Here is a 20327-nt window from a genome sequence, read left to right on the forward strand (position 1 = left end):
TTAATAGCTCATTCATCTCACTCTAGCACGCCGCTATGACAGAACCGATATGTTAAGAAAATGAGGCGTTCGCAGACTCTTTTCAAGGCAAGATGTCGACTTTAATCGGCAATTTATTCAAAATGCCCCCTCTAAAACTCACAATGTGATTAATATCAATGAGTTTAGTGATTAAACAATGCATTATTGATGATAACCGTCTATTTAAATCACTATCCTTTTGAAAAGAGAGGTTTTTTATGAAATCCTCACGCGTACAGGGATTTACCCTCATTGAGCTCTTAATTGTCCTTGCCGTTCTTGGGTTATTATCGGCGTTTGCGATGTCGCTCTATCGTGATTATGTGCGCCGTACTCATGTCGGTGAGGGCATTCAACTTGCCACAGCCGCCCGCAATGCGCTTGGCGAAACCCACGGCATCTATGGTTATATCTATAAAAATGTGGCGCAAGGTAATAATTTTGCTTACGCCCTTGCCAATCCCCGAGAGTTTACCGGCAATGCCGTCTATTCAATTACAGTTGGTGAAACCTATCCCAATGAGATTGTGATTCGCTATAACGAAAAACTCGATCTGATTAATTATCGTGAAGTGCATATGCGCGCAATCTCCGAGCATGGCTCGCTTCGCTGGTATTGCGGGGTCTATGAGAAAAATCCCCTCTCGGTGGATATTAAAGATCTTCCGGGAAATTGTCGCAACGTCTTTGATAGCACCGGATTTAATCAAAATCTAGCTTGGAGCGGCCAATTGATGGATGTTCCCAACTATACCGCAGGTCCTTAAACCTCATGAGTTAACGCTCAACACCTGTATTTCTCCTCTGCCTCTGACAATGCTTCATCCTTCCTGAAATAACCTCTACTCATTGTCAAGGGCACTAAAAAGCCTGGCGCTCGCAAAGAACGTCAAGCTTTTTTCTCTTCATTTCAGGGGATGGCTAGAGCCCCCTTTTTCTGATCACTCTCGTTATTTATTCGGTCTCTTCAACAATGGTACGCCCCGGAAGCACAAGGTTAAGCACGAGTGCTAAGAGCGAGCCCACCGTAATCCCTGATTTTAAAATCTCTTGGAAGAAATCAGGAAGGTTGCTTAACACTTCAGGGCGCATCGTTACCATTAGCCCGCAGCCAAGTGATACCGCAATGATTAAACCATTACGTTTACTGTTATCCACTGAACCGAGCATTTGAACGCCAGCGGTCACAATCATCGCAAACATCATCAATCCCGCACCGCCTAATACTGGACGTGGAATTGAGAAGATGAGCGCGCCAAAGACAGGGAAGAGTCCCGCGATCACTAAAAGTACACCGGTGAGTGCGACAACGTGACGGCTCGCAACGCCGGTGAGTGAGATCACCCCGATGTTTTGTGCAAATGAAGAGAAAGGGGTTGTGGACATCACTGCCGCAAGCGCTGAGCCTAATCCATCACATAAAATCCCGCCTTTCATATGTTTACCAGTAATTTTTGTGCCGGTCGCTTCACCGAGCGCGAGGAAGTTCCCGCTCGATTCAACAATGGTCACAAGGTAGGCAATGCTCATACCGATAATCCCTGAGATGGGGAAGCTCAAACCAAAGTGAAGCGGTTGTGGTAAGGCAAAGAGTTCTGCATTTTGAACCGAACTCACATCCACAAGGCCTAAGTTTAAGCCCATCACTTTATCTAAAATCGCCGCCACTAAATAGCCCACCATCATGCCGATCACAATGGCCGCCGAGGCGAAAATCCCCCGTCCCCACTGAACAAGAACGATCACCAGCGTCATCACAAAAGTGGCTAAACCGATATTGGCAATGGAAGCGTAATTGGCATCGCCCACTTGCCCGCCGGCAAACCAGTCAACGCCCACAGGAATGAGACTGAGACCGATCATTGTAACCACTGTTCCCGTTACAACCGGTGGGAAGAGTTTACGAATCTGGGGCATAAAGAAACTGCCGATAATCATCACCAGTGACGCCACAAGCGAAGAGCCTAAAATGCCCGACATATTCGCAGGACCATCCGGGTTATAGCCCACCGCTAGCGCTGCAGCAACGAAGGTAAAACTCGTCCCCATTACCGAAGGAAGACGAATTCCGATCGGACCAAGGCCGCGACATTGGATAAAGGTGACAACGCCGGACACTAAAAGCGCAGCATTAACAAGGGCAACGGTATCTTCACTTGGAAGCTGTAAAACGCCCCCGATGACAAGAGGCACCGCGATAATACCGCCGAGTGCGGCTAATAGATGTTGGGCGGCAAGAAGCCATGATAAGCCGAAGGAAGGTTTATCATCTACGTTATATAACAATTGATTATTCATATTTGAACTTTTTGAGACAAAAGGGAGGAGGAAAATCGATATCAATTTTGCCTAAAGCGCGTCTCAAAAATAAGAGGTGAGCCATCCAATCTCAACAGAGCTTATTTTATAGATGCAGTCGTAACTGATAGCGAAAATAAGCAAAATTCCTATCTTGCGCGGTATTGTACAGCAAAATTAAAAAAAGAGGCGAAAAGGCCTCTCTTTTTTATCTTAACTGTAAGATACTTTAACGGCGTTAAAAAATCTGGCTCCACTCATAGAGCTCATCTTGAACCGCCCCTCGGCTCACCGAACAGCCACCACAGCCGCCGCTTGCCGTGCACGAGCCACATCCACCGGCTGACACGCGCGTTACTAATCCTTTGCCGATCCAGCGCTCAACCATCTCTTTTGCCACATCCATCGGGAGATTGAAATGATTGGCAAGACGCTGCAGGCTCACGATCTCTTCGGTGCGAATATAGTCGCGAATTTGAATGAGTAACATTAGCAGCAGTTCCCTTTTTTCGAGGAATCACAGCGACGCGGCTCAACAGGCATCGATTCCGCAGATAGAACTCCGAGGCGCCCTAAAAGACGAAGAATTCCCATCATCACCACAAAACCAACGCCAATGCCGATAAGCCAATAGAGCGCACTTTGATTCCCCGCCGATCCTAAGAGCGATGCTTGGAAATAAGCCGTTGCCAATCCCCAACCGAGTACAAAGGTCCAGACCGCTACCATCACCGTCCAGCGCGCGCCGGCTTCACGATAGACCGCCCCGAGCGCCGCAACGCACGGCGTATACAGGAGCACGAAAATTAAGTATGCCATCACCGCCGCTTTTGATCCAAAGAGCGCGCTAATGTGGCTCACCGCCGTATCGTCAATCTCGTTATTTTCTTTGACCGTATCAAGATCGCCATCGGCCATCTCATCGCGAATTCCAAGTGGATCTAAAAATTTCGCCGGAAGCTCACTTAAATTCTCACCGATCGATGCCACCGCTTCTTTCGCTGAGTCGATAAAGTTAAAGCCCTCGTCCTCATCATCACTCACGCCATCCATCTGCGCGTAGAGCGAATTGAGCGTTCCGATCACCGATTCTTTAGCAAAAATCCCGGTAAAAATCCCAACCGTTGCTGGCCAATTCTCTTCAGTGATTCCCATCGGCTCAAAGACCGGCGTAATCGCTTTACCCACGGATGAAAGCACCGAATTTTCCGAATCTTCATTGCCAAAAGTGCCATCAGTGCCCCATGTATTTAAAACGCCAAGAAGTGCAACCACTAAGATAATCGCTTTACCCGCTTTGGTGATAAAGCTTTTTAAGCGATCCCACGAATGGAGCATTAAGCCTTTAAAGGTTGGCAAATGATAGGCCGGAAGCTCCATAATAAAGGGCGTAATCGGGCCTTTTAAGATCGAATGTTTGAGCATAAATCCGGTAAAAATCGCCACGATGATTCCCAAGAGATAGAGCCCATAGACCACCGCTCCGCCATTTGACGGGAAAAAAATCGCCGCAAAGAGCGCATAAACCGGAAGTCTTGCCCCACAGGACATAAAGGGAATCATCATAATCGACATCAATCGGTCGCGGTGACTTTCGAGCGTGCGCGTTCCCATAATGGCGGGAATATTACAGCCGAAGCCGACGAGCATCGGCACAAACGCTTTCCCGGGAAGGCCGATCGCGCGCATTCCACGGTCCACCACAATGGCCGCCCGCGCAAGATAGCCGGAATCTTCCAAAAAGGAGAGACAGAGGAACATCGCCCCGATCACCGGAATAAAGGAGGCGACGGTTTGAATCCCCGCCCCGATCCCTTTCGCTAAGATCGCCACCATCCAGTTCGGCGCGTTCACGCTCACGAGTAATTGTTCAAATCCATCCACAAAGATAGCGCCGGCTAAAATCTCAAAGAAATCGATAAAGCTTGAGCCGACGTTGATCGCCACATGGAACATTAAAAACATCACCAAGAGAAAAACAGGAATTCCCGTAATTCGTCCAAGCGCAATTTTATCGAGCCACTCATTGACCGCAGAATTAGCAACGCCAACGGTTTTTACCACCGCTTTAGCAAGCTCATCGATCGCTTCATAGCGCGCGGAAGCAAGGGCAATATCAAGCTCCCCATCGGCTAAATTCGCAAGTGACTGACGGCAGGTCACAAGCGCCTCGCCATCCTCTTTCGTTAAAGTTGTGTGAAGGTGATTTGAACCAAAGAGCACCTCGATCAATTCCCAGCGGCTGATCGATTTTAGATTTGAACTATCTGGAAGCGCGCTAAAAAACGCCTCAACAATTGCGCTCGCACGCTCATTTAAGGTTTTAACGCTCGGCGTAGGTGTTTCAATGGTTTTGTGGGCTAAAAAAGCTTTTAACTCGCTCACCCCACGATTTTTACTCGCGCTCACCGGAATTACCGGACAACCAAGCGCTTTAGAGAGCGTTTCGATCTGAATATCGAGCCCATTTAATTTGGCCATATCCATCATATTGAGCACCACCACCATCGGGCGCTCAAGATCGAGTAATTGATAGGTTAAATAGAGATGACGCTGCAGATTTGAGGCATCAATAATATTGACGAGGATCGAGTCTGAATCCTCATTTAAAAAGTGGCGCACCACCAATTCATCTTGCGAAATATCATCGCCCGACGCTTCAAAGGCATAGGTTCCGGGAAGGTCGATCACCTTGACGGTATCGCCCTCGTAGGTAAATTCACCGCTCTTTTTATCAACCGTGACGCCCGCCCAGTTGCCGACGCGCTGTTTACTGCCGGTTAACGCATTAAAAACCGTGGTCTTTCCACAGTTAGGATTTCCAATTAGAGCAATTTGTCGCGACATCGATTAATCCACCTGTTTAATGTGGATCGCTTTCGCTTCACTTTTACGAAGACAGAGTTGAAAGCCACGAATCGAAATCTGAATCGGGTCGCCCATCGGCGCAACACGCACCACCGACACTTCAGAGCCGGGAGTCACACCCATTGCCAATAATTTACGGCGAAACGGTTTAGCTTCATCCAAAAATGAATGAATGGTAGCTTTTACCCCAAATGGCAGTTGATTTAGCGTCGTCATTTCATCATCCTTCTTATGAGAAATAGATAAGTTTGTGATTGTAAATATAGTATGTTTGAGAATCATTCTCAATACATTTTAATTATCACATTCGATAATTTGATAGAAAATGACAAAGATCAAACCTTATTGACGCAATCAACTCGTTATCGGTTTTTTGAGACGTCAATCCCAATCCAACGAAAACGCGCGATTTCAGCCTAAATCGGGGCTAAAAAGCATTCAATTGCCCCTCTTTTTGCCTATTTTTATGAAGAAGAATTCCGCTAAAAATTCCTCATGACGACGCGGCAAAAAGAGAGGTCTTATCCTATTTATTGATCTACATCAGCATTAGCTGATCCCGATATTGGATCCACACTAATTGAGCTGTTTAATGACGCTCGCATCACTTTGTGACGCAGGAGCATCATTGGGTTCATCGCTTGCTTCATGCTCCGCTTGGTAGATCTCCTGATAGACTGTTTTCGATTTGCAACTTGCAGCACCTTTTGCGCCGCTCATGCAGCCTCCTTTAGATTGACTGCAGCCGCTGCAGCCCTTCTTTTTCACTAATTTAATATAGAGATAGAAGAGCGCAACGCCGAAAAGGGCCAGTACAATGATCGTATCCATGGCTATTTCATATCTTTCACTTGCACCCAGATCACCGCATCTTGGCTCAATTCTTTGCCTTGATACTGATCATCGGGACCAACGCCCACCGCGGCAAAGCCCCACCAGCCCGCTTTCGGAATCCCGAAGGTAAACGTGCCATTGGCATCGGCTTTAATCACCAGCGTCACAAAACTATCTTGCGGCGCTTCAATGTTGGTGGGGCCTGTTTTATTGCCGGTAATATCGATCTCAGAATTTAAATATTCAATCTCAATTTCCGCAAAGGGCACCGGTTTTCCTTCACTCATCACAACGCCTGAAAAGGTGGAATTGGTCCAGATCGCATAGGGTTTTGTGAGCGGGATAATCTCAGTTTTTAGCCCAAGCTCGCTCTCCCAATCGGTTGGCATGCCCGCCACATTCACCACCACTTTAGTGATCTGCTGAATGTAGGTATCTTCATTTTTCTCAAAATAGGGCGCCGGCGTTAACACAAAGAGATGATCCCCCATCCCGCGGGCTTTATAATCGGTCTCAAAAGCATTTGCACGATTGTTAGTGCCCTGCCATGTGATCGATTTAAGCGTCCCTTTCAGGTCGGTTTTTTTCTCTTTATGCACCACATAAAACTCTTCCGGCTCGCCCATATCCATCGTATGTTCATCGGCAAACGGGTGGGTAAAGACGAGCTTTAATGGAATGGTCGCCCCTTGATTGAGCGCCGATTCCGGCGTATAGAGCATCTGAAAGTGAGCGTTAGCACTGCCGCCAAGCATGGCAAAGAGTAACGTGGAAAGCGTAAATAACTTTTTCATGGAGATCCTTTTAATTAAATTTAATTGAATTGAATCGAACTATTTAAATAGGGAATGAGGCAAAATTAATTAATCTGACTGCCTTTTAAGATCACTTGGTGCCCGTCGCCGGCATCAAATACCGCGCTGTAATCGCCCTCTGGCTTCTCAAAATTGACGCTATTGAGCGCATCAAATTTCATCTCGATCACTTTTTTGCCTGCTTGTTCCACATAAAAATTGACGCCGCTTGCGCTACTGCCATCGCTAAATCCGCCTTCGCAGGTGATGGTTTCATCGCCCTCATCAAAGCAAGAAAGGAGCGCGGTGTGGGAAAATGCCGCAGGTGAAAAGACTAAAAGAGCGACGGTTAGGAGTGTTTTTTTCATAATAAAGTCCTCGTTAATGGATAAAATGAATCAATACAACAATGAATAAAAATCGTTACGAATGTCTGTAGGTATATTGGGCGTCCTCACTCTCGGGGAAACGGCGTTTTAGAGGCCGGCGCATAAAGCCCAGCAAGAGGGTAATTCCCACAATGGTGCTGTAGAAATAACCCATCATCTCCGTCCCACTCCAAGCAAAATAATTGCCGAGAGTAAAAAAGAGCGACGCAAAGAGAAGCCCTAGCCCAAAGGGCATAAAGATCGCTAGCAACATTAATTTATAGGAGTTCACATTGAGCTTTACCACCACCATCGAGGCAATGCACGGAGGCGTAAAGATCATGAAGATCAGCATTGCTGCCGCATGAAGGGCGCTATATCCCACCGCATCACTGCTAAAAGCCTCTTCAGCGCGCTCGGCGTTACCCGACTCGTAGATCGATCCGATGGTGGCCACCGCACTTTCCCGCGCGGCAAAGGAGCTTAAAAATGCTACGTTAATGCGCCAATCAAAGCCCGCCCATTCGGTGACCGGCTCTAAAAATCGGCCAAACATTCCTAAAAAGGAGTTACTAATGCGCTCGTTTTTAATCTCATTTTGCAGTAATTGCCCTTGTTGCGAGAGTTTACGAATCTCCCTGTTAATCGCGCGGGCTTCTTTATCGGCAGGCTTAATAAATTTATAAAACTCCGGTGAATTTTGAGCGTATTTAGTATCCACTGCCGCGGCTTTTTCCGGTGATTGGGAGGCGGCCATCCGATCGGCGCGATAGCGATTATTAAGATTAATCAGCGCGTAGATCGCTTTTTTATCGTTCACTTCCGCATAATAAGGCGAGTTTTGAATCGCCTCGTCATACTCCATCAGCATCACATCAACACGATGATCGATCTCAAGCTGTTTCTCTTTTGAAATCCCGGGAAATTGGAGGAGCACAAAGAGCACTACCGCCACCGCCATCACAATCGTTCCCACTTTATGAATGTAGAGCCAAATGCGTTGAATCGCGCGGAGCATCACCCCTTTTAGCGTCGGCAAATGATACGGCGGCAGCTCCATAATAAAGGGCGTACGCTCCCGATGTTTTAAGATGGTGAGCGTTAAAATCCGCGCTATGCTCAGCGCAATAAAGAAAGTAATTGTCGAGATAAAAAACATCATCAGCGACATTGTGCTCGCAAAAAATGCACCCAAAATCAGCGTATAAAAAGGCACTTTCGCCAAGCAATTCATATAGGGCACCGTCATAATGGTCGCAATGCGCGCCTGCTCATCGGCAATGCCTTTCGTTGCCATAATCCCCGGCACCGCGCACCCCCCAACAAACGCACCGCCAAGCACTAACGGAAGCGTCGATTGGCCATGAAGCCCGTAACGATTAAAGACGCGATCGAGCACAAAGGCGATTCGCGGCATATAACCGGTATCTTCCAAAATCGCGATAATCATAAATAAGATAAGGAATATCGGCACATAATTAAGGAGTGCGAGCGCACTGTTCACCAGCCAAATGCCAAGCTCGGTGACAAGCGGTACCTCGATAAAATTAGGCTCAGGAAGGAGCGAGACAATAAAGTTTTTTAAGGTCGCAAGATAGGGCCACGTATAATTGGTGAGCGCATAGCCTTTGACGATGGAGAGCTCGTAGGTGCCATAGATCACCAGCCCCAAAATAAGAAAGGAGAGCCAACGATTGAGCACGACTTTATCAATAAGATTCGTGAGCGTCGGCTTTTTGTCTAAAGGTTCTGACACGCACGCCTCATAGATCAAATTCGCTGCTCGATAACGCTCCGCCGCCACAATCGAATCGATCGTTTGAGCCGTTTTGTTTAGATCTTTATCGTGAACACCCTGATTGTCCCGATCGTCTTGATTGTCAGTCACCGGATGCAACTGCTCCATAAACGCGGGCACACGGTCTTCAATTCGTTCGATTACCGTCTGATTATTTTCTAAGACTTTTAACGCAAGCCAGCGGGGATCAATTTGATTGCACAGTTCAGAAAGTAACGGTTCGGCGGTTAAGAGCGATTCCACTTGATTGAGCTCTGTCTCAATTTCTGAGTAAGTATGGGGGCGCTTTTGAGGCGAAGTATCAACTGCCCCATCGGTTTTCGCCGCTAACATCGCCGTTAAAATCGCTTCTTTGCCGATCCCTTTTGAGCCCACCGCTTCAATGACTGGGACGCCTAGCGCCCCCTCAAGGGCGGCCCGATCAAGGGTTAAGCCGCGGCGTTTTGCGATATCCATCATATTGAGCACCACGATCACCGGTTTACCGATCTCAAGGAGCTGAAAGGTGAGATAAAGACTCCGCTTTAGGCACGAGGCATCAATCACGTTGATAATCACGTCCGGATCATCATCTAAAAGATAGGCCACCGTCGCTTTCTCTTCCATGGAAAAGGCGCTAAAGGAGTAGGTTCCGGGAAGATCGACGAGCTCGATCATCTCCCCTTTGTAACTAAGTCGCGTGCTCTTTTTCTCCACCGTTACGCCGGGATAGTTAGCAACGCGCTGATTGACGCCACTCATCATGGTGAAAATGGTGGATTTCCCGCAGTTTGGTTGCCCCGCTAATGCTGCTTTAATCATGCGCCACCCGATCGATCTCGATCATGCGCGCTTCATCACGACGAAGGGTGACAAAATAGCCCAAAATTTCCACCTCAAGCGGATCGAGCAGCGGCGCTGAACGCACCATCGCCACCTCAGCCCCCGGGATAAATCCCATGTTAAACAGCTTCTGGCGCAATACCCCATCGCTGTGAACGGCTTTAATCACCGCCCGTTGGTTACTCTGTAATCGATCGAGCGCTAGCGGAATCTCTTGGAACATCTCGCACCTTTTATTTAATTCAAAAATATAATGACAATGAGAAGCATTATCAATGAGAGCTTTTAAAAATGCAAACGACTCTCATTAAACGCTAAACCAATTGATATTATGATGTTTTATCCGGTTTTAATTATTTTAGGCGGGATCGGTTCTTGCCATTTATCGCTGATTTTAAGGAATCTTTCTTTGACGAAACCCATTGATTTTATCGTCTTGAGCCACGTTGTAATTGAACTCTATTTTTGTTTGAGAATTATTCTCAATATATTTTATCTATCACTATTCTGGATTTGATAAGGAAAAGTAAAGAAGGTTCAATCTTTTTAAATCAGGGGCTTGCAAAAAGTCGACACAATTTATTATAGTGTGATTTACAGATCATAATATAGATCAAAGTTTAGGGGACCGATTTAAATATAATAATAAAAACATGGCTCACCGCCTCGATTTTTGTGGGCCATAAAGGTAAGGATAGAATCATGATTCACAATGTGCACTTTTTCTGGCAACGCTTTAAAGCGCTCGAATCCTCGTTACAGACACTTCCGGTGAAAACGCGTATGGCGCGCGTCAATCGTCTGCTTAAAGAGTGTGGGATTGAGCTGATTGCAGAGATCTATAAAGAGGCGCCGAATGAGATTATTTTTACCGCCGATGGGGATGTTACCCTCTTTGAAAAGGTGCTTAAGATGGCAGCTTCTGCCCCGCGCTTGCAATACTTTACCATCTACCCGTTTCGCCAAGCCTGCGATGTGACCGATCTCTATCTCGATTGGGATAATGGGCTTCGCCTTGGTCACGATGATATTTTGCTCGATTACAGTTTTGAAAAACGCCGTTTTGCACTCACCATTGCCACCCATAAAACCATTCCCGAAGCGATTTTAGAAGAAGCACAATACCTGGTGTTTTTACTCTTAGATTACGCGCTCGGCGAGTATGAATTTGAGACGAAAGTGGGCCGTGTCGCGTTTGAAAAAAGCCCGGTTCATTTAACAAAAACGCTCTCAATTTCGGAGTTTAGCCAATGCTATAAAGAGTTTTGGCATCAACATTTAGGCCACAGCGGAGTCTATCCTGAGATCGATCATCAAGCGTGGGATTGGTCCTCCTTTGAGCTTATCGATCCTTACGATTCAGTGCCTTTTTTAATGCGCCGGAATGAGACTGCGAACGCCCTTGTGGGCGATCCAAACTACCCCTATTATGTGGAGATCACCCTGCCAGAATCCCACGAAAAAAGCGAAACCTTTGACCGAATTCGCGTTCTCGAAGAGCAGGTCGATGAGGCGCTTCACCGCCTTCGTTACGCCATTCATACCCATAGTATGCGTCATCACATAAATACTCCTCGGCAGACTTTAGGGTATTACGTCAGCGATGTGGAGTGCATTAACAGTTTGCAACAAAAGTTTGTGGAATTTGGCCCAAATCTCGCCATCGATTACCACTACGATCCGGGCTGGAGTCACTATTTGCAATTTGTAGAATAGGGCTTATTTCAAAAGTAGAGCGATTATCATTAAGGTTATTTTAATGCCTTTAATAATCGCTCTTTTGATTATTTTAATAATCTGAAAATCGACTATTATTCATACCATTAATAATCAATTCAATCGATTAGATAGCATCGACACATAAGCCGATCAATTAAGATGCTCAGTTAAACGCGCCACAATGTCATGCTCATTTCGATATTTTGCTAAATCAAGAGCCGTATAACCTTTCGCCACAATCGATGGATCGGCCTGTTGACTTAAAAGGTATTCCACAATCTCCGTTAAGCCCATCTCAGCGGCGCGGTGGAGTGCAGTAAAGCCATTATGATCGGTCGCATTGACGCGGGCATCATGCTCAATTAGCATCTTCACAAGATCCAGCTCTCGAAGCTGTACAGCGTCCATTAGCGGTGTTGTTCCTGCGAGGCTCAATCCTTCCACATCAGCGCCTTTTTCAAGCAGCAGTTCCGCCATTTTTTGATCCTTCGCATAGAGCGACCAATGAAGGGGGCGAAAACCATCTTGCGCCAAAAGCTCAATATCCATGCCCTGCTCTAACTGCGTTTCCACCTCTTCATATTCACCATTGGCGATCGAGATATGGAGCGCCGTGGTTGAGCGAAGTTCCGCGTCCGTTTCATTACGATATTCTTCATCAAAAACGCCCACAATGGCCTTATAACCAAAAAGCACAAACGCCCACACGGCGGCTTCATTGGGCGTGGTTTCCAAAGATTTTGGAAGAGGCACGGGGGTAATATCATTGAGCGCATGGCTTCGCATTAAATAATGGAAAATCGCTTCGGTATAGCGCTCCGTTTCAAGGCTTGCATCATCCAAAAACGCGCCCTCAATCCATTTAACATAGAGCGTATCGCCCTCTTGAGAGACCCGCGCACGCACCACCACTTCCCGTGTCCAACTGCGCACCATATAGATAAACGCGCCATCATAAAAGATCGCCCATTTATGCTCCATCTGCGTCGGGATAAAGAGCGAACCGGGATAGAGTTTATCGGCCACTTTATAGCTCAGTGTGCTCTCAATTTTTCGTTTATTGTCTGGCTGATTACCACTAAAAGATGAGCCATCTTCAATGCCGTACGAACGCGCATGAATCGACGCTTGCGGATCTTTTGACGAGCCGATCATCTGCAGCGTGATGGGGCGAAGATCGATTAACTGTACGCCAAAGGGATTTTTTTCAGCCACGATGGTGGGAAGATGGTCAACTTCAACCGCTTTTTGCGTCATAACGCGCTCCTTTTAAGGTGAATATTTCAATCCAATAACAAGCCCTCTATCTTACCAAACCTTCTATCGTCATAGGGACAAGAGTGATAAAATACTCCCTCATTTTTCGTTCTTTTCGCCCCAATTTCCCCGATTTAATGCCTATGTTTGAGATTCTCTACCACGATGATGCGCTCGTTGCGATCACTAAACCCGCCGGTTATTTTGTGCACCGCTCCATGCTCGATCCCCGCAATAAACAGATCATTTTGCAAAAGTTGCGTCAGCAGATCGGCCAATATCTCTACCCGGTTCATAGGCTCGATCGGCCTACCTCGGGCGTCCTTATTTTTGCACTCAATGAGGATTCCGTTCGCCACATTGCCCATCAATTTACTCACAATACGCCCACCAAAATCTATCATGCGGTGGTGCGCGGCTTTGTTGGTTCAGAGATTAAGAAAATGGATGCCCCGCTCAAGCATGAGCTTGAAGACCCTGATGCTGAGGAGCCGATTGTCTATCAAGAATCGCTCACCTACTGTCGCGGCCTTGCCCAATGTGAACTTCCGCTTCCTGTCGGGCGATATGAGACTTCGCGCTACTCCCTTGTGGAACTGCAACCGATCACCGGACGTACCCATCAATTGCGCCGGCATCTCAATTATGCCGCTCACCCCATCGTTGGCGATTCAAAACATGGAGATCTGCGCCACAATAAGTCGATTCAGACCCATTTCCACAACGAACGGTTAATGCTGCACGCCTCCTATTTAACCCTCAATCACCCTGAAACGAATCAGCTGCTCACGCTCCATTCCCCCTTTCCCGAAGAATTTCGCACGCTGTTAACCGCGATGAATCTTCCAAGTGATAATCCGCCCCTTATTCCGCTCCATAGCCGGTGAGAATCAACGCCAATTTCCCGGCGACTTTGCTATGATGAGGACTTACGAATTAATCGAGGTGACTCACCATGCTAAAACAGATTCCCCCCGTAACCCGGGCCCTGCTTTTCATTAATATCGGCCTCTATGTAGTGACGCAGTTACTCAGCGCAAACGATGTTTCGCTCACGATTTTGCTCGGCAGTTACTATCCTGAATCGCTCAATTTTAAGTTCTGGCAACCGCTCACCCACATGTTTATGCACGGTGGTACGGGACATATCTTTTTTAATATGTTCGCGCTATTTATGTTTGGCTCATCGGTGGAAACCCATCTCGGGCAAAAACGCTTTCTCATCCTCTACTTTTTAGCAGGCATCGGCGCTTTTTTACTCTTTAACGCGCAGAGTTTTCTCCATGTCGCAAACTATAAAGCGGAACTTTTACAGCTTGACCTCGATCCTGAGCTCATTCGCAAGCGCATGCATTTTATCGATCTTAAAGGGACACTGCTCAATCCGATGATCCCCAATTTAGAGATCGCCCGCGATCTTGCCTATAGTTACATCACCCCGATGGTGGGCGCATCCGGTGCGATCTATGGCATTTTAGTGGCCTATGGATTGATGTTCCCAAACTCAAGCCTCATGCTGGTATTTCTCCCCTTTCCCATTAAGGCAAAATATTTTATTCCCGGCATTATGATCCTTGAGATCATTTTAGGTTTAATGAATTTTTCATGGAATCCGGTGGCGCACTTTGCCCACATTGGCGGCGCGATTGCTGGGCTCATCATCATGCTCTACTGGCGCTCTCAAGCGAAAAAACGCCGTTATTAACGATCACATATAAGGAGATTGATTTGATTCAAACGCTAAAAAATGCCCTGCTCACGTTTTTATTTATCATCATTAACCCCTTTACCTTTGCAGGCGAAACGCTCTCAATTACCGATCACGAATTGATGCAGGTGGCCGATAAAATCTTTATGAATGAAGCGAGTGGCAATCCCGATAAACTGATTACATGGAACCAAGGGGAAAACTTCCCATCGCTCGGGATCGGGCATTTTATCTGGTATAAAGCGGACGAAGTGGAACGCTTTGAGGAGACCTTTCCCGGGCTTGTCACTTTTTTAGAACAAAAAGGAGCGAAACTTCCCTTTATTTTAGTGCGCCATAAAACCGCTCCGTGGCCCAATCGCGAGCATTTTCTTACCAATCAAAATAATGCCTCCGCCACGGCGCTCAAAGAGTTTTTATACCAAACTCGCGATCTACAAATTCTCTATATTTTTAAGCGTCTACAAACGGCGCTCCCGAAAATGGAGGCCGCCTCCCGATCTCCGCAAAAAGTGCGCGATAATTTCTACGCCGTTGCGAATGCCAAAAATGGGCTCTACGCACTGATCGATTATGTTAATTTTAAAGGGGAAGGCATCAATCCCAATGAGCGCTATAAGGGTAAAGGTTGGGGGCTTTTGCAAGTGTTAGAAGGGATGCCCCATCTTCCACAAAACGCCTCCACCGCTCTCTCTCATTTCCGCGAATCGAGTAAAGCGCGCCTCTCTGAACGGGTGCAAAATGCCGATCCCGCCCGCAATGAAAATCGCTGGCTTCAAGGCTGGCACAACCGTTGCGATACCTATCGTTAGGTTCAATTAATGAATAAGAAGCTTTAACGAATCAGGGTTTGTGGATAACTCTGTGAATAATCCCTGTATAACACAGGGATTTTTTATGGATAACCGATCGATCTCCATCAATCAAGCGCTCTACCAATGGCGTATAATTAGCCCATCATTGCATAAAAAATTTAATTAAAAGGAGAGATTATGACGACCTCAATGACACACGCTTCCATTTCCTGGAATGAGGCGGGAGAGCCGATGTCTGAGCATTTTGAGGATCGTTATTTCTCCTCCGATGATGGGCTTTTGGAAGCGCGTTATGTCTTTCTCGCTCATAATAATTTAGCTAAACGTTTTTCAGAACTTGCGCCCTATGAAACCATCACCATTGCTGAAACCGGCTTTGGCACCGGGCTCAATTTTTTAGCTACCTGGGAACTCTTTTGTAAAAATGCGCCCGCAACATCCCATCTTCATTTTTTAAGCGCCGAACTCTACCCGCTCTCCCACACCGATATGAGCCAAGCGCTCTCCCGCTGGCCAGAGCTTACCCCGCTGATTGAGGAATTTCTCAGTGTTTATCACGGCATTCATGAGGGCTTTCAAACGCTCTCATTGATGGAAGGACGCATCACGCTCACCTTAATGATTGGCGATGTGAAACAGGTGATTCCCAAGATCAAAGGAGAAGTCGACGCGTGGTTTTTAGATGGTTTTGCCCCGTCAAAAAATCCTGAGATGTGGAGCGAGGAGCTCTTTACTTTACTTGCGCAAAAATCCCGAATTGGCGCGACCTTAGCGACCTTCACCTCCGCCGGATTTGTACGGCGCGGCCTCATTCGCGCTGGGTTTGAGATGCAAAAAGATCAAGGCTTTGGCATTAAACGCGAGATGCTGTTTGGATTTTATGCGCCCGATGAGGACTATCTTAATCGGCGCCTCACCCGTAAAGAACGGACGGAAAACGCGCCGTGGTTTCGCCATAGCGACCATCTCATTAAAATGCGCAGCGCCATTGTCGTCGGAGGCGGAATTACAGGTGCAGCCAGTGCCTATCTCTTGGCAAAGCGGGGCTTTAAGGTTACATTACTTGAAAAAAACGGCGAGATTGCGCGGGAAGGCTCGGGCAATCCTCAAGGCATTTTATATCTGAAACTCTCCGCTCATCGCACCGATCAGACGCGCTTTTTAATTGAAGGATTTGGCTATACGCTTCGGCTCTTAAAAACGCTGACCACAGAGGGGAAACTCGTGGAAGGCATCGACTGGGCGCAAAGTGGCGTACTTCAGCTCTCCTACTCCGAAAAAGAGGTGAAACGCAATCATCATCTCGATGAAGCCTTTAATGATGCGCTTTTATATGGCGTTTCTAGCGACAAAGGGAGCGCAATTACGAACATTGAGGTTAATCATGAAGGGCTCTTTTTCCCTGAATCGGGCTGGGTTAAACCGCGCCGTTTTTGTGAAGCGCTGCTCGATCATCCCAATATCACCCTAATCACCGATTGTGAGGTGCTCTCCCTTTCCAAAATACCCTCCAAGGAGACTTCCCAAGACACTTCTAGGGCGACATCGAAATCAAGTCAGCATCACTGGAAGGTGATTACTCAAAGCGCGCACAGTGAGAACACTTTTGAAGCGGAAACGGTGATATTAGCCAATGCCACCGAGAGCACAATGCTCTATCAAACCGCGGAATTACCACTTAAAAATATTCGCGGACAGGTGACCTATTTGCCTGAAACGCCTGAGAGCCAATCCCTTAAAAGCGTGATCTGCAGCGATGGCTATATCTCCCCTGCAGCCGATGGAATGCACTGCATTGGTGCCACCTTTAATTTTGAGCGAAGCGATCGCGCACTCTCAAATGAGGAACACGCGCAAAATCTTACCATGCTCAAAACCGCCTCAGAGCCGCTCTATCATGCACTCAATGCAGATCATTACCCGCTTGAAACGCTCCAAGGGCGCACCGCCTTTCGCTCAACAAGCCCTGACTATCTCCCCATTGTCGGCCCGGTCCCACACTTTGAGCGCTTTATGATCGATTATGCAGTGATTGAGAAAGATGCCAATAATATCCCCAATACCCTCTGCACCTTCCATAAAGGGCTCTTTATTAATGCTGGCCACGGTTCCCGCGGGCTGATTACTGCGCCCCTTTCCGCCAAACTCCTCCTTGATCATATTGAAAAAAACACCTTTAGCGTTGAGCGAGATCTCATTGAAGCGTGCCATCCCGCGCGTTTTTATATTCGCATGCTCCGCTTTCCAAAACGCCATGACAATTCCTTAAAAAATCATCAAAATAAAGAAATGTAAAACTTCTGGATTTTCCGTGACAGCTGGCATTTATTTACAAATATAGGTCTATACTAAAATCATGAAAGAACGGAATATAACCCTTAATCTATGATTCTTAATTTAATCAAAGGAGATATCTATGAAACGTCTACTCATGGTTTCAGCACTTGCAGTTGGTTTAGCGAGCCCCTTTGCGGTGGCACAATTTAAAGACCCATCCACGGTGATGATCAGTAACACTCAAGGCGGATTCCAAGGCCCATCGGCGGTGGATAATGTCACCATCTCGGACGCGAAAACAATGCGCGACGATAGCTACATTGCGCTTGAGGGGAAAATTACTAAACACCTGCGCAAAGATAAATACCTCTTTACCGATGGCACCGATGAAATTGTCGTTGAGATCGATAAAGATAAATGGCGCGGCGTCATCATCACCCCGAACGATACCGTTCGCTTAGAAGGGGAGATTGATGCGGGCCGTGGCGGAAAAGTTGAGATTGATGTGGATCGCATTCAACTGGCGAAATAACTCGATCAACGCCGCCCTATAAAAGACAATTAAACCGGTCTTCACTCCTCATACGATCATGAAACGTGATAAGTAAGACCGTAAAAAAAGCGCCTCCGTGGCGCTTTTTATTTTTGTGAGTCAGTATGTAATGAGATTATAGGGCATCTAAAACTTCATCAAGCTGGCGCTCAATGCTTTGCAATCCCTGCCCTGAGAGATACCAAAGTTTCGGAGTAAGATAGATCACTTTGCCATCCTTAACCGCGTTCACCGCGGCAAATTCAGCCTTAGTAAAATGTTGCGGATCCATCGGCGTTTGCCCAATCGCAGCGCTTCGATCCACAATAAAGATGAGATCAGGATTTTTAAGCTCTAAATAGGCCGAGGTGGCTGATAATCCCTTCTCTTGGGCATCGGTATCGGCTTTTTTGACACCGGCCACATTGTGGATAAAGTTGGCGTAACCATTACTGTTTGACGCCCAAAACTTACCATCATTATGGAGAATCACCACCGCGCTTTTCCCAGATGCTCGGGCTCTCTCTTGAGCTTTTGTAATCTTTTCCTCTAAGCGATTCCACGCTTCAAGCGCTTCCGGCTCTTTTTCCACCGCTTTTCCAACGGCTAAAATATTTTGTTTCGTTGAGGTTAAATACTCTCCCTCCACCGAGAAATTAATTACCGGCGCAATCTCCGATAATTCCTCTAAAAATGCGCCTTGCCGTCCTGAAATCACAATAAAGTCGGGCGATTTTTCCCGAATAAGCGCCATATCCGGCTCTTTCATCGTCCCGCTAGAGGCATAGGAATCGGTATTAAATTTCGCTAAATATTCTGGGGTATTGGCCTTCGGGAGCGCCAATACTCTCGCTTCCGCGCCGAGCGCTTCAATGGTATCAAGTGCGCCAAAATCCATCACCACCCCTTTCGGACCCGCCACCGCAACGCCGAGAGTGAGTGCTACCGCCATCCATAATTTCTTCATGATCGATCCTTTATCTACTGTTTTCTGCTATTTTTATAATATCGACTATCAAATGATAATGATTATTATTAGCATAAATTAGGAAAAAGTCTATGTTTTTATGGCACTCCTAAAAAAGCTTGCTATGATATCGATGGAAACGCTGATTTTTACACTACTTAACCGAGAGGCACCCATGTCAGATATCACACAACCGGTTCGTATTTTGATCTCCACCTCCCACTCTGCCCACTTTAATCTTGCGGTGGAAGAGGTGATTTTCCGTAACATGGATCCCCGTCAAACAGTGCTATTTCTCTGGCGTAACGACAATGTGGTCGTGATTGGTCGCGGGCAAAATCCATGGAAAGAGTGCAATACGCGCCTGATGGAAGAGGATGATATTATGCTCGCGCGCCGTCACAGTGGCGGGGGTGCGGTGTTTCAAGATCTTGGCAATAGCTGTTTCACTTTTATGGCCGGTAAGCCGGGGTATGACCGAAAAATCTCAACAAAAATTGTACTCGATGCGCTCAATTCTCTAGAGATTCCCGCCATCGATTTTGGACGCAATGATATTGTGATTGAACAAGGCGATGAGGTGCGTAAAATTTCAGGCTCGGCCTTTCGTGAGCGCCCCGATCGCGGCTTTCATCACGGCACATTGCTATTAGATGTTAATCTCGATTCGCTCGCAAAATATTTAAATCCCGACCCGAAAAAGCTCAAAGCAAAAGGCATTACCTCGGTGCGTTCCCGAGTGGAAAACTTAAAAAATCTCTACCCAAATCTCACTCACGAGGATCTCTTTGAAGCGCTCGTGCAAGCGTTTTGCAATCATTACGGGGTTGAGGTGACGCCTGAATATATCTCGCCCGACAATACCCCGAATCTCCCCGGATTTGAGAAGCAATATGCGCTACAACAAGCGTGGGATTGGAATTTTGGCTCAGTGATGGAGTTTAGCCATCATCTCTCCGAGCGTTTTACTTGGGGCGGAATTGATCTCCATCTCAACGTCAATCGCGGAGTAATTACAGAGGCGAAACTTTTTACCGATAGTTTAGTGCTCGATCCGCTCGAGGTGCTTGAAAATGCCCTCCCAGGAAAACGCTATGAACCAAGCGAAATTGAAGCGATGTTTCCCCCTCTTCAAATTGCCGCGCCTGAATTTAAAGCGCCGCTCGAAGAGCTGAAAACTTGGCTCGTCAATGCGATTAAATAATATTTCAAACCACAAAAAAACCGCAGGGATTTAAATTCTCTGCGG

At 46.9% G+C, this 20327-nt stretch carries 19 protein-coding genes; 8 read left to right on the forward strand and 11 right to left on the reverse strand.

The genetic code is table 11. The annotated features are described in order from the left end of the window. Positions 1-239: 239 nt before the first annotated feature. A complete protein-coding gene (locus OXI21_RS01590; RefSeq protein ID WP_279617800.1) occupies positions 240-788 on the forward strand; it encodes a prepilin-type N-terminal cleavage/methylation domain-containing protein in 549 nt (182 codons plus the stop codon). 187 nt (positions 789-975) lie between these two features. Here OXI21_RS01590 and OXI21_RS01595 read toward each other — a convergent pair whose 3' ends face one another. From OXI21_RS01595 to OXI21_RS01635, 9 genes are all read right to left on the reverse strand, one after another. Further along, positions 976-2319: a nucleobase:cation symporter-2 family protein gene (locus OXI21_RS01595; RefSeq protein WP_279617801.1), complete on the reverse strand. Its 1344-nt coding sequence runs from the start codon at positions 2317-2319 to the stop codon at positions 976-978. 238 nt (positions 2320-2557) lie between these two features. Then, a complete protein-coding gene (locus OXI21_RS01600) occupies positions 2558-2809 on the reverse strand; it encodes a FeoC-like transcriptional regulator (protein ID WP_279617802.1) in 252 nt (83 codons plus the stop codon). After that, positions 2809-5166, reverse strand: coding sequence for a Fe(2+) transporter permease subunit FeoB (feoB, locus tag OXI21_RS01605; RefSeq protein ID WP_279617803.1), 2358 nt, complete (start codon positions 5164-5166; stop codon positions 2809-2811). The genes OXI21_RS01600 and feoB (OXI21_RS01605) overlap by 1 nt, the downstream gene beginning before the upstream one ends. Positions 5167-5169: 3 nt before the next feature. Next, entirely contained in the window at positions 5170-5403 is a 234-nt protein-coding gene (locus OXI21_RS01610) for a FeoA family protein (RefSeq protein WP_279617804.1), read from the reverse strand. 360 nt (positions 5404-5763) lie between these two features. After that, positions 5764-6018, reverse strand: a complete 255-nt coding sequence (locus tag OXI21_RS01615) for a FeoB-associated Cys-rich membrane protein (RefSeq protein ID WP_279617805.1) — start codon at positions 6016-6018, stop codon at positions 5764-5766. Between the two features lie 2 nt (positions 6019-6020). Then, positions 6021-6815, reverse strand: a complete 795-nt coding sequence (locus OXI21_RS01620) for a DUF4198 domain-containing protein (RefSeq protein WP_279617806.1) — start codon at positions 6813-6815, stop codon at positions 6021-6023. 65 nt (positions 6816-6880) lie between these two features. Next, entirely contained in the window at positions 6881-7183 is a 303-nt protein-coding gene (locus tag OXI21_RS01625) for a hypothetical protein (RefSeq protein ID WP_279617807.1), read from the reverse strand. A 55-nt stretch (positions 7184-7238) separates the two neighbouring features. Next, positions 7239-9782 carry a ferrous iron transport protein B gene (feoB, locus tag OXI21_RS01630; protein ID WP_279617808.1) on the reverse strand — a complete coding sequence of 848 codons (2544 nt, stop codon included), beginning with the start codon at positions 9780-9782 and terminating at the stop codon, positions 7239-7241. Continuing rightward, positions 9775-10026 (reverse strand): FeoA family protein, encoded by a 252-nt coding sequence (locus OXI21_RS01635; protein ID WP_279617809.1) that lies wholly within the window; start codon positions 10024-10026, stop codon positions 9775-9777. Before OXI21_RS01635 ends, feoB (OXI21_RS01630) begins: the two co-directional genes overlap by 8 nt. Before the next feature lie 479 nt (positions 10027-10505). Here OXI21_RS01635 and OXI21_RS01640 point away from each other — a divergent pair, with 479 nt between their 5' ends. After that, positions 10506-11519 (forward strand): hypothetical protein, encoded by a 1014-nt coding sequence (locus OXI21_RS01640; protein ID WP_279617810.1) that lies wholly within the window; start codon positions 10506-10508, stop codon positions 11517-11519. A 153-nt stretch (positions 11520-11672) separates the two neighbouring features. On the opposite strand, the gene OXI21_RS01645 is transcribed toward OXI21_RS01640, so the two are convergent. After that, positions 11673-12779 carry an ankyrin repeat domain-containing protein gene (locus tag OXI21_RS01645; RefSeq protein WP_279617811.1) on the reverse strand — a complete coding sequence of 369 codons (1107 nt, stop codon included), beginning with the start codon at positions 12777-12779 and terminating at the stop codon, positions 11673-11675. Positions 12780-12862: 83 nt separating this feature from the next. Between OXI21_RS01645 and OXI21_RS01650 the strand changes: the two genes are divergently transcribed. The 5 genes from OXI21_RS01650 to OXI21_RS01670 all read left to right on the forward strand — a co-directional run bounded on the left by OXI21_RS01650 (position 12863) and on the right by OXI21_RS01670 (position 18111). Next, positions 12863-13666, forward strand: a complete 804-nt coding sequence (locus OXI21_RS01650; RefSeq protein WP_279617812.1) for a pseudouridine synthase — start codon at positions 12863-12865, stop codon at positions 13664-13666. A gap of 68 nt (positions 13667-13734) precedes the next feature. Beyond that, complete coding sequence (locus tag OXI21_RS01655) at positions 13735-14484, forward strand: rhomboid family intramembrane serine protease (RefSeq protein ID WP_279617813.1); 750 nt, start codon at positions 13735-13737, stop codon at positions 14482-14484. Positions 14485-14507: 23 nt separating this feature from the next. Further along, on the forward strand, positions 14508-15299 hold the full coding sequence (locus OXI21_RS01660) for a hypothetical protein (RefSeq protein WP_279617814.1): 792 nt from the start codon (positions 14508-14510) through the stop codon (positions 15297-15299). A 180-nt stretch (positions 15300-15479) separates the two neighbouring features. Then, a complete protein-coding gene (gene mnmC / locus OXI21_RS01665) occupies positions 15480-17597 on the forward strand; it encodes a bifunctional tRNA (5-methylaminomethyl-2-thiouridine)(34)-methyltransferase MnmD/FAD-dependent 5-carboxymethylaminomethyl-2-thiouridine(34) oxidoreductase MnmC (RefSeq protein WP_279617815.1) in 2118 nt (705 codons plus the stop codon). A gap of 121 nt (positions 17598-17718) precedes the next feature. After that, the gene (locus tag OXI21_RS01670; protein WP_279617816.1) at positions 17719-18111 is read left to right on the forward strand and encodes a NirD/YgiW/YdeI family stress tolerance protein; all 393 of its coding nucleotides are present in this window, start codon (positions 17719-17721) and stop codon (positions 18109-18111) included. A 136-nt stretch (positions 18112-18247) separates the two neighbouring features. Here OXI21_RS01670 and OXI21_RS01675 read toward each other — a convergent pair whose 3' ends face one another. Beyond that, complete coding sequence (locus tag OXI21_RS01675) at positions 18248-19078, reverse strand: ABC transporter substrate-binding protein (RefSeq protein WP_279617817.1); 831 nt, start codon at positions 19076-19078, stop codon at positions 18248-18250. Between the two features lie 175 nt (positions 19079-19253). Here OXI21_RS01675 and OXI21_RS01680 point away from each other — a divergent pair, with 175 nt between their 5' ends. After that, on the forward strand, positions 19254-20282 hold the full coding sequence (locus OXI21_RS01680) for a lipoate--protein ligase (protein WP_279617818.1): 1029 nt from the start codon (positions 19254-19256) through the stop codon (positions 20280-20282). Positions 20283-20327: the final 45 nt, after the last annotated feature.

Origin of the sequence: Ignatzschineria sp. RMDPL8A (assembly GCF_029815055.1) — a bacterium.
GTDB lineage: Bacteria > Pseudomonadota > Gammaproteobacteria > Cardiobacteriales > Wohlfahrtiimonadaceae > CALZBJ01.

Excerpts from the sequence above, each read along its gene's own strand:
- OXI21_RS01590 (WP_279617800.1), top strand. The coding sequence starts at position 240 with ATGAAATCCTCACGCGTACAGGGATTTACCCTCATTGAGCTCTTAATT.
- OXI21_RS01595 (WP_279617801.1), bottom strand. The coding sequence starts at position 2,319 with ATGAATAATCAATTGTTATATAACGTAGATGATAAACCTTCCTTCGGC.
- OXI21_RS01600 (WP_279617802.1), bottom strand. The coding sequence starts at position 2,809 with ATGTTACTCATTCAAATTCGCGACTATATTCGCACCGAAGAGATCGTG.
- feoB (WP_279617803.1), bottom strand. The coding sequence starts at position 5,166 with ATGTCGCGACAAATTGCTCTAATTGGAAATCCTAACTGTGGAAAGACC.
- OXI21_RS01610 (WP_279617804.1), bottom strand. The coding sequence starts at position 5,403 with ATGACGACGCTAAATCAACTGCCATTTGGGGTAAAAGCTACCATTCAT.
- OXI21_RS01615 (WP_279617805.1), bottom strand. The coding sequence starts at position 6,018 with ATGGATACGATCATTGTACTGGCCCTTTTCGGCGTTGCGCTCTTCTAT.
- OXI21_RS01620 (WP_279617806.1), bottom strand. The coding sequence starts at position 6,815 with ATGAAAAAGTTATTTACGCTTTCCACGTTACTCTTTGCCATGCTTGGC.
- OXI21_RS01625 (WP_279617807.1), bottom strand. The coding sequence starts at position 7,183 with ATGAAAAAAACACTCCTAACCGTCGCTCTTTTAGTCTTTTCACCTGCG.
- feoB (WP_279617808.1), bottom strand. The coding sequence starts at position 9,782 with ATGATTAAAGCAGCATTAGCGGGGCAACCAAACTGCGGGAAATCCACC.
- OXI21_RS01635 (WP_279617809.1), bottom strand. The coding sequence starts at position 10,026 with ATGTTCCAAGAGATTCCGCTAGCGCTCGATCGATTACAGAGTAACCAA.
- OXI21_RS01640 (WP_279617810.1), top strand. The coding sequence starts at position 10,506 with ATGATTCACAATGTGCACTTTTTCTGGCAACGCTTTAAAGCGCTCGAA.
- OXI21_RS01645 (WP_279617811.1), bottom strand. The coding sequence starts at position 12,779 with ATGACGCAAAAAGCGGTTGAAGTTGACCATCTTCCCACCATCGTGGCT.
- OXI21_RS01655 (WP_279617813.1), top strand. The coding sequence starts at position 13,735 with ATGCTAAAACAGATTCCCCCCGTAACCCGGGCCCTGCTTTTCATTAAT.
- mnmC (WP_279617815.1), top strand. The coding sequence starts at position 15,480 with ATGACGACCTCAATGACACACGCTTCCATTTCCTGGAATGAGGCGGGA.
- OXI21_RS01670 (WP_279617816.1), top strand. The coding sequence starts at position 17,719 with ATGAAACGTCTACTCATGGTTTCAGCACTTGCAGTTGGTTTAGCGAGC.
- OXI21_RS01675 (WP_279617817.1), bottom strand. The coding sequence starts at position 19,078 with ATGAAGAAATTATGGATGGCGGTAGCACTCACTCTCGGCGTTGCGGTG.
- OXI21_RS01680 (WP_279617818.1), top strand. The coding sequence starts at position 19,254 with ATGTCAGATATCACACAACCGGTTCGTATTTTGATCTCCACCTCCCAC.